Genomic DNA, 8,293 nt, shown 5'->3' on the forward strand with positions numbered 1-8,293 from the left:
AACACAAATTCAGCACAGGAGTTACACAAATGGCTAGGTACACCGACGAGCAGAAGGCGGCTATCATTGCTGAGTACAAGGCTTCCGGCGACGGTATCACCGTGTTCTGCAAGAAGCGCGACCACAAGCCGGCCTACCAAATTCTGAAAGCATGGTTGGGAGAAGCTGGCGAATCGGATACCAAGGCCACCAGCCGCACGGGTGCTAGCCTCCTTGCTGAATTCGAAGCCCAAGAGCGCGACGACCGTAATCAACGCTTGCTGAAATTCCTAGAAAATGCAGTGAAGAATTTGGAAGGCCAGCTAGCAGCCGCACAAGGCGAGCTTCGTAACCACAAGGTGAAGATGGGTTTGATTGAGCCTTCGGTAGAGGAATAACGTAAGGTACTGCATATGTCCTTTTTTGCAATTATGACTTTATGTTACGCAATCAACGATAGCGCCTCCCAGTGTGAAATCAGCCGCGTGCTGAATAAGGAACACGCAACAGAGAGTCAATGTGAAGACTATGTGAAGGAATACGAGAAGCGATTTCCTTTCAGTTTCTCTAGTGAGATGGCTAAGCAAGGGAGGCTGGTACACGACCTCAAAACAAAGTATGAGTGCGTAGACAACACAGCAGCCCTGAACTACTTGAAGAACTGGGGTTACGACAAGTTGATGTAGACGACACCGATTACCCTAGCCCAGCCTAACCCGCTGGGCTTTTTCATGCCCGCTGGAAAAAGAACCACCCATTATCTGATGTGATTCTAACAGAATCAGCAGCACGCTAACCCACGGAATACGTGGCCTCCAGCCACTTTGGTGACCATGATTCATCTGACAGTGTGCGGCTGCAACTCACTCAGAGCCATCAGTGTACGTTGACTCAATCACCTCATCCCCATCACCCGGCTCCCACCACTCATCAAACTCTTCTTCAGGGATTTTGGATACAAGCAACTCCTTACCCCCAACCACCGCAAGCCTGTACATATCCTCACGCCGATCAACACCAGCGTAGCGATACACAGTCTCTGACTCAGATGTGCACAGCCTACCATCAGGGTGAATGGTGATGGTGTACCCGACACTGCGAAGCATGGCAGCAAGGCGCTGTGGGTCAGTCCTTCCAAGGTCATCCACCCTCCCCTGCACTCTCCAGTTCGTTGGCGGGCGCTCTACAGTCACTTTGAGCAAGGTCAGTTCACGCTCAGCGGCCTCCCGCTCTGCGTGCATTGCCTGAATCCGTCCTGCCACCTCAGGAATCTCCATCGCTTCACTAAAGGCCCTCACCATGGCCTCAATCCCTTTCGATAGCTCCAACACCTTCGCCTCAGCTGCGATGATCGCTTTTTCGTTCACGCCTCTGTGTTCGTGTGCAACCACCTTACGGGCAGCAGGTGTTGAGGTATATCGGTAGACAGCATCAATGACAACCTTAGGTATCACCTTCTTGTTGTCGCAGCCTTTCAACTCTTGCCGCTTCCTGCACCTCATGCTCACTTGCACACCCTTGATGGTGCGCATAATGAAGTTGCCTCCACAACTTCCACACTTCACAAGCCCGACATAGAAGTGCGTGGCAGTCTTGGCAGTTGGCGCGGTCTTTCGTCTCTCGCCCTCGATCTGTGCAAGCTGATACCGCGACAGGTCAACGATTGGCTCATACACATCAGAGCCATTCCAGCGCCCTACCACGGCTTCATTGCGAAGCCAACCCTCTACACCCGGACCAGACGTCTTGGCCAGTACAGCGACGCCAGATTCACGCATTCGCTTGGCTATCACAGCCTTGCCAAGCCCTGACGTATAAAGCTCGAAAGCCATTTTAATCTGCTCAGCAATCTCTGGAATCACAACCCCCTCAGAAGTGAGCCATACCGGCGTATGACGCTTAGGGGTTTTGCCTTTTTCCTTAGCCAACCTACGACGCGAATCATACGACCCCTTTAGCCGACGACTCAGGTTGTCACTGTATTGTTGTGCTGCCTGAATTTTTGCAAGCAGCAGGTGACTCTGTGGTGTGTTGATCGACGCCCAGTCATACGTAGCACCATCGTCCAGCGTAATGATGGAAACCCCCGCCTTCACGATGGGGAGTATGACCTTGCCCAGCATATCGCCAGTGTGCAATCGCCCTGCACGGTCGATGGCCTCAACCAGTACAACGTCGCCTGACTGAATCGCCCCAGCCTCAACAGCCGCCAGCAATTTGGCAAACCCGCCACCGTCTTTGATGTGCTCACCCTTCCACCCGCTTTTGGCTAAGTCCCGAAAACTAAGCTCGCTGCGATGGTACTCAGGATGCTGAAGCAGCCAGTCAGCAACCATCTTCTCTTGGCGCTCAAGGCTGCTGCCCTTCTTCTGAGTGGAGCTAGAGAAACGTGCATAGCTGAAAGCGGTAGGCATGGCGCCCTCCTGACCCAGATCAAGAGCATATTGTAAACATGTGAAAACTCTGTAAGAAGCGCCTCATGCACAAACTCCAGGTCAATACGCTGGTCGACCTGATCGAGATGGCCAAACGCAACGCACTGGTCTGAGGGTGGTCATGGCCCGCCCAATTGCACGCCTGCTGCTCGCCCTGTTGCTGTTCAGCGGCGTAACACAGGCTACCTATCACGAAGCCTCATCCTATGCGTTGCTGGCACGCTCATCGGCCAGGCCGGCCCAACCTGTGCTCACGGCCGAACAACAGCAATGGCTGGAAAGCCGCCAGGAGCTGGTGCTGGGAACGTCGGCACCGGACTACCCGCCGTTCGACATCACCAGTGGCGGCCGTGACTACCAAGGGCTTACTGCCGAGTACGCGAGCCTGATCGGCAAGGCCTTGCAGTTGCCGGTGCGGGTGCTGCGCTTCTCCAGCCGGCAGGCGGCGGTGGAGGCGCTCAGGCATGGCGATATCGACCTGCTTGGCAGCGCCAACGGTTACGAAGCGGCCAGCGATGGCCTGGCGCTGTCGCACCCCTATGCCATTGACCAGCCGGTGCTGGTTACACGTGAAGACGAAAGCCGGACGCTGGACATGGACCTGACCGGCATGCGCCTGGGCATGCTCTACCACTACCTGCCCAAGCAGGAAGTGCACGGCGCCTACCCCAAGGCCGAACTACTGGCTTTCGGCTCCTCCAGCCAGGCCCTGAATGCCGTGGCGTTCGGCCAGGCCGACGTGTTCATCGGCGACACCATCTCCACGCACTACCAGCTCAACCGCGGCCACCTGCCACGCCTGCGCATGGCCAATTTCGGCAAGCACGAGGCCATCGGCTTCGGTTTTGCCCTGCGCCAGCAGGACACGCTGCTGATGGAGCTGGTGAACAGCATCCTGGACAGCCAGACCCAGGCCATGCGCTCGAGTATCTTCAAACGCTGGAGCGCGGGTAGCGATCTGTTGCTGACCGATCGCAAACTGCAATTGAGCGAGGCCGAGGAGCAATGGCTACAGCAACACCCGGTGATGCGCGTGGCGGTTGATGACACGGCTGCACCGCTGTCCTATTTCGATGGCTCGGGGCATTTCCGTGGTATCACTGCCGACCTGCTGGAGCTCATTCGCCTGCGCACCGGTTTGCGCTTCGAAGTGCAGCGCGCCACCGGCATCGCCGACATGGTTGCCCGCCTCAAGGATGACCGGGCCGATGTCATCGCCGCGCTGGCCACCGGTGGGGTGGCCGAGGACAACCTGCAAATCAGCCGCCCCTACCTGGAAAGCGCCTATGTACTGGTCAGCCGCAAGGGCAACAAAGCACTACGCTCGCTGGAGCAGTTGCAGGGGCATCGCATCGCCATCACCCGCTACAGCGCCATGGACGCCATGCTCTCTCGGCACTACCCGCAGATCGGCTGGGTCGAGACAGAAAGCGCGTTCTATTCCATGGCATTGCTCAACAGCGGTGCCGTCGATGCGGTGATCACCACCTTGATCGACGCCAACCACGCCTTGGCCGGCAACCCCGAGCTGATCATCCGCACCACGGTCGGCAGCGAACCTGCCAACTTCGCCATGGCCACCAGTGCCCCGTCACCGGTGCTGGTGTCGATCCTCGACAAAGCGCTGATGAGCATCTCGCCGGAAGAGCTGGGGGTGATCAACAACCGCTGGCGCGGCTTTGGCCTGCAAGAAGATAACAACAGCCAGGGCCACCGGCGCCTTGCACTGCAGGTGGTGCTGGGCACGGCCGTGCTTTTGCTGCTGGCCTTGCTCTGGAACGCCCGCCTGCGCCTGCGGATTCGCCAGCGCCAGCATGCCGAACGTGCGCTGAATGACCAGCTGGCGTTCATGCGCGCCCTGCTCAATGGCACACCCCACCCTATGTACGTGCGTGACCGCGAGGGCTGCCTGAAGAGCTGCAACTACAGCTACCTGGAGGCCGTCCAGGCTCGCTCCGAAGAAATCATCGGCAAACACCTGGACGCCAGCCTGTTCGCGGACTGCGCGCAGACCCGTCAGATTCAGGCCGATTACCTGAAGGTAATGGCAGCGGGTTCGCCGCTCATCATGGACCGGCCTCTTCGCATAAAAGGCCGGGAATTGACCATCTATCACTGGATACTCCCCTACCGCGACTCGCTGGGCGAGGTGCAGGGCATCATTGGCGGCTGGATCGATATCAGTGACCGCCGCCAACTGGTGATGGAGCTACGCCAGGCCAAACAGCAGGCCGACGATGCCAACCGCGCCAAAAGCACGTTCCTGGCCACTATCAGCCATGAAATCCGTACCCCGATGAATGCGGTGATCGGCATGCTTGAGCTTGCGGTCAAGCGCGCCGACCAGGGCCGAGTGGACCGCAGCGCACTGGAACTGGCCCATCATTCGGCCAAGGACCTGCTGGGCTTGATCGGCGATATCCTCGACATCGTGCGCATCGAGTCCGGGCATTTGTCCCTCGCGCCGGAGGCCGTCGACCTGGCAGCCCTGGTCGAGTCCGTGGGCCGTATTTTCGAGGGGCAGGCACGGCAGAAGGGCCTCGCACTGGAGGTGACGATCGCGCCGGCAGCGCGCTGCCATGCATGGCTCGACCCCCTGCGTTTCAAGCAGGTACTTTCCAACCTGGTCAGCAACGCCATCAAGTTCACCGAGCATGGCCAGGTGCGTATCTGCGTCGGCCTGCTGGACGACGGCATCAGCACGCCTGCGCTGCTGGAACTGGAAGTGCGCGACAGTGGCATCGGTATCCACGCCGATGACCTGCAGCGCCTGTTCAACCCGTTCATCCAGGCCAACCCGCATAGCCAGGGCGCCCGCGCAGGTACCGGGCTGGGCCTGGCTATCTGCCGTAACCTGTGTGAAATGATGGGCGGCAGCCTGACCATCAAAAGCCTGGAAGATGTCGGCACCCAGGTGCGCCTGAAGATGCCGCTGCAGCGGCTTGAAGCAGCAACGCAGACGGCACCGCAGATCGAGAACCTCGAAGTACCCGACCCACGGCTGAACGTGCTGGTGGTCGACGACCATCCGGCCAACCTGCAACTGATGGCGCAACAGCTTGGCTACCTGGGCCTGGAACACACTTGCGCCCGTGACGGCCGCGAAGGCCTGGCCACCTGGCGGGCAGGCAACTTCGATGTGCTGGTGCTCGACTGCAACATGCCGCACATGAATGGCTACCAACTGGCAACCGCCGTGCGTACCGAAGAGCGCCATGGCAAGCGACCGCGCTGTACCATCCTCGGCTACACCGCCAACGCGCAGCCCGAAGTACGCCGCAAGTGCCTGAGCGCTGGCATGGACGACTGCCTGCTCAAGCCAATCAGCCTGGGTACCCTCAGCCAGCGCCTGGCCGGTATCCGCCCACGCCGAAAGCAAAAGCCCCGGCGCAAGCTGTACCACCTGGACGGCCTGGCTGCGGTCGTCGGCCATGACCCCGATGATCGCCAGCGCTTCCTGCAGACCTTGCAGCAGAGCCTGCAGGCAGACCTGGCCACGTTGATGGCGCTACAACCAGAGCACCAGGCAACTGCCATTGCCGAACAGGCACACAAGGTACTCAGTGCCGCGCGGATGCTGGAAGCACCCGCCCTGATGGAAGCCTGCGAAGCCCTGGAAGCCAGCGATTTGCCGACAGCCCTGTTACGCCTGCGGCGCCAGGCACTGGCACGGCACATGTGCCGTGTAGAACGCGCCCTGGCCAAGGAACTGGCCACAGCTACTTGCACTCAGGCAGGCAACCAGGCGTGTTAACTGGTAGACTGCGCGGCGTTATTACCTAAGAGGATTGTTTCATGGCCACAAACCGCTCCCGTCGTCTGCGCAAGAAGCTGTGTGTCGACGAGTTTCAGGAATTGGGCTTCGAGCTGAACCTGGAATTCAAGGAAGATCTGGATGACCAGGCAATCGATGCTTTCCTCGACGCGTTCCTGGCTGAAGCCATGGATGCCAACGGCCTGGACTATGTAGGCGGTGACGATTTCGGCCTGGTGTGCTCGGTCAAACGCGGCTCGGTCAGCGAAGAGCAGCGCGCAGCCGTTGAAGCCTGGCTCAAAGGCCGCAGCGAACTGACCAAGATCGAAGTCAGCCCGCTGCTGGACGCCTGGTACCCGGAAAAGCCAATCAACAAGGCTGAGTAATACCGGCCCAGTTTGATTGAAAGCCGATCGCTGAAAAGTTTGATCGCTGAAAAGGCCACCCCTCGGGGTGGCCTTTTTCATTGGCGGATGCTTTTCCGTCGAACGAGGCGCATCGTCGCTGCGCTTGGGGCATAATGCGTACTCTTTACGTCGTGGGGCCATCATCTCTTACAGCCCCAATGCCCTTTTCCCTCGCTGCAGGGTATTTAATCGCTATGATCAAAACGCTTCGTCCCCTCGTTCTTGCCGGCCTGCTGTTGCCACTCGCTTTGCCCAGCCAGGCTGCTGCCGTCAATACCACCCTGCCCGCCAAGGTGCAGCAAGCCCTCAAGGCCAACAAGCTGCAGGACACGGCGCTGTCGCTGGTGATGCTGCCACTGGACGGCCCCGGTACGCCGACCGTGTTCAATGCCGATGTGTCGGTGAACCCGGCCTCGACCATGAAACTGGTCACCACCTACGCCGCCCTCGAACTGCTTGGCCCGACCTACCAGTGGAAGACTGAGTTCTACACCGACGGCCCCCTGAGCAATGGCGTGCTCAACGGCAACCTGTACCTCAAAGGTGGCGGTGACCCGAAACTGAACATGGAAAAGCTGTGGCTGCTGATGCGTGACCTACGCGCCAATGGCGTGCGCACCATCACCGGTGACCTGGTGCTGGACCGCAGCCATTTCGTGCAGCCCAACCTGCCGCAGTTCAACGACGATGGCGGCGACGAGAACAAGCCGTTCCTGGTCAAGCCCGACTCGCTGCTGGTCAACCTCAAAGCCCTGCGCTTCGTGGCCCGCAACGATGGCGGCAAAGTCACCATCGCGGTCGAGCCGCCGATTGCCAGCATCCGCATCGACAACCAGGTCAAGGCGGTGGCATCGAAACAGTGCACCGGTGATGTGCGCTACAACCCGGTGCCCCAAGCCGATGGCATCAGCGTAACGGTCAGCGGCCAGCTGGGTGACGGCTGCAACTCGCAAACCTACCTGTCGCTGCTCGACCACCCCACCTACGCCGCCGGTGCCGTGCGCGCGATCTGGAACGAGCTGGGTGGCAGCATCCAGGGCGGCGACCGCATCGAAAACGTGCCCAAGGGCGCACGCCTGCTGGCTCGCGCCTTCTCGCCAGACCTGGTGGAAGTGATCCGCGACATCAACAAGTACAGCAACAACACCATGGCCCAGCAGTTGTTCCTGAGCCTTGGCGCGCAGTTCCGCACCGATGCCGATGGTGACGACGCTCGCGCCGCCCAGCGTGTGGTGCGCCAGTGGCTGGCGAAAAAGGGCATTACCGCGCCGCACCTGGTGATGGAGAACGGCTCCGGCCTGTCGCGCGCCGAACGAGTCAGTACCCGGGAAATGGCCGAAATGCTGCAGGCCGCCTGGAAGAGCCCCTACGCTGCCGAGTTCATGAGTTCGATGCCACTGGTGGGCATGGACGGCACCATGCGCAAGCGCCTGAAGCGCACTGCCATGACCGGCGAAGGGCACATCAAGACCGGCACGCTGAACACCGTGCGGGCGATTGCCGGCTTCAGCCGTGACAGCAACGGCCACACCTGGGCAGTGGCAGCGATCCTCAATGACCCGAAACCATGGGGCGCCTCGCAGGTGCTGGACCAGGTGCTGCTGGACCTGTATCGCCAGCCGAAGCTGGCTAACAGCACCGCGGCCAACTGACTCATCAGCCCGTACCGACCCTTTCGCGGCTAAAGCCGCTCCCACAGGACCGCACAGGCCTTGAAC

At 59.9% G+C, this 8,293-nt stretch carries 5 protein-coding genes and 1 pseudogene; 5 read left to right on the plus strand and 1 reads right to left on the minus strand.

What is annotated here, in order from left to right:
* Positions 1-29 precede the first annotated feature (29 nt).
* Positions 30-377 (plus strand): hypothetical protein, encoded by a 348-nt coding sequence (locus ABE456_RS21275; RefSeq protein WP_346645681.1) that lies wholly within the window; start codon positions 30-32, stop codon positions 375-377.
* A 465-nt stretch (positions 378-842) separates the two neighbouring features.
* On the opposite strand, the gene ABE456_RS21280 is transcribed toward ABE456_RS21275, so the two are convergent.
* A complete protein-coding gene (locus ABE456_RS21280; RefSeq protein ID WP_346645682.1) occupies positions 843-2,393 on the minus strand; it encodes a recombinase family protein in 1,551 nt (516 codons plus the stop codon).
* A gap of 53 nt (positions 2,394-2,446) precedes the next feature.
* Here ABE456_RS21280 and ABE456_RS21285 point away from each other — a divergent pair.
* The 4 genes and pseudogenes from ABE456_RS21285 to dacB all read left to right on the plus strand — a co-directional run.
* Positions 2,447-2,527 (plus strand): annotated as a pseudogene (locus ABE456_RS21285) (DNA-binding response regulator); the annotation flags it as partial.
* Between the two features lie 8 nt (positions 2,528-2,535).
* Positions 2,536-6,168, plus strand: coding sequence for a transporter substrate-binding domain-containing protein (locus ABE456_RS21290; RefSeq protein WP_346645683.1), 3,633 nt, complete (start codon positions 2,536-2,538; stop codon positions 6,166-6,168).
* A gap of 41 nt (positions 6,169-6,209) precedes the next feature.
* The gene (locus ABE456_RS21295; RefSeq protein ID WP_004376110.1) at positions 6,210-6,554 is read left to right on the plus strand and encodes a YggL family protein; all 345 of its coding nucleotides are present in this window, start codon (positions 6,210-6,212) and stop codon (positions 6,552-6,554) included.
* A gap of 215 nt (positions 6,555-6,769) precedes the next feature.
* Positions 6,770-8,227, plus strand: a complete 1,458-nt coding sequence (dacB, locus tag ABE456_RS21300) for a D-alanyl-D-alanine carboxypeptidase/D-alanyl-D-alanine-endopeptidase (protein WP_346645684.1) — start codon at positions 6,770-6,772, stop codon at positions 8,225-8,227.
* The last annotated feature ends 66 nt before the right edge of the window (positions 8,228-8,293 follow it).

It is taken from the genome of Pseudomonas sp. TWI929, assembly GCF_039673335.1.
Classification (GTDB): domain Bacteria; phylum Pseudomonadota; class Gammaproteobacteria; order Pseudomonadales; family Pseudomonadaceae; genus Aquipseudomonas.

Bases quoted from the DNA above. Each gene is read 5' to 3' on its own strand.
- ABE456_RS21275 (WP_346645681.1), top strand. From the start codon at position 30: ATGGCTAGGTACACCGACGAGCAGAAGGCGGCTATCATTGCTGAGTAC.
- ABE456_RS21280 (WP_346645682.1), bottom strand. From the start codon at position 2,393: ATGCCTACCGCTTTCAGCTATGCACGTTTCTCTAGCTCCACTCAGAAG.
- ABE456_RS21290 (WP_346645683.1), top strand. From the start codon at position 2,536: ATGGCCCGCCCAATTGCACGCCTGCTGCTCGCCCTGTTGCTGTTCAGC.
- ABE456_RS21295 (WP_004376110.1), top strand. From the start codon at position 6,210: ATGGCCACAAACCGCTCCCGTCGTCTGCGCAAGAAGCTGTGTGTCGAC.
- dacB (WP_346645684.1), top strand. From the start codon at position 6,770: ATGATCAAAACGCTTCGTCCCCTCGTTCTTGCCGGCCTGCTGTTGCCA.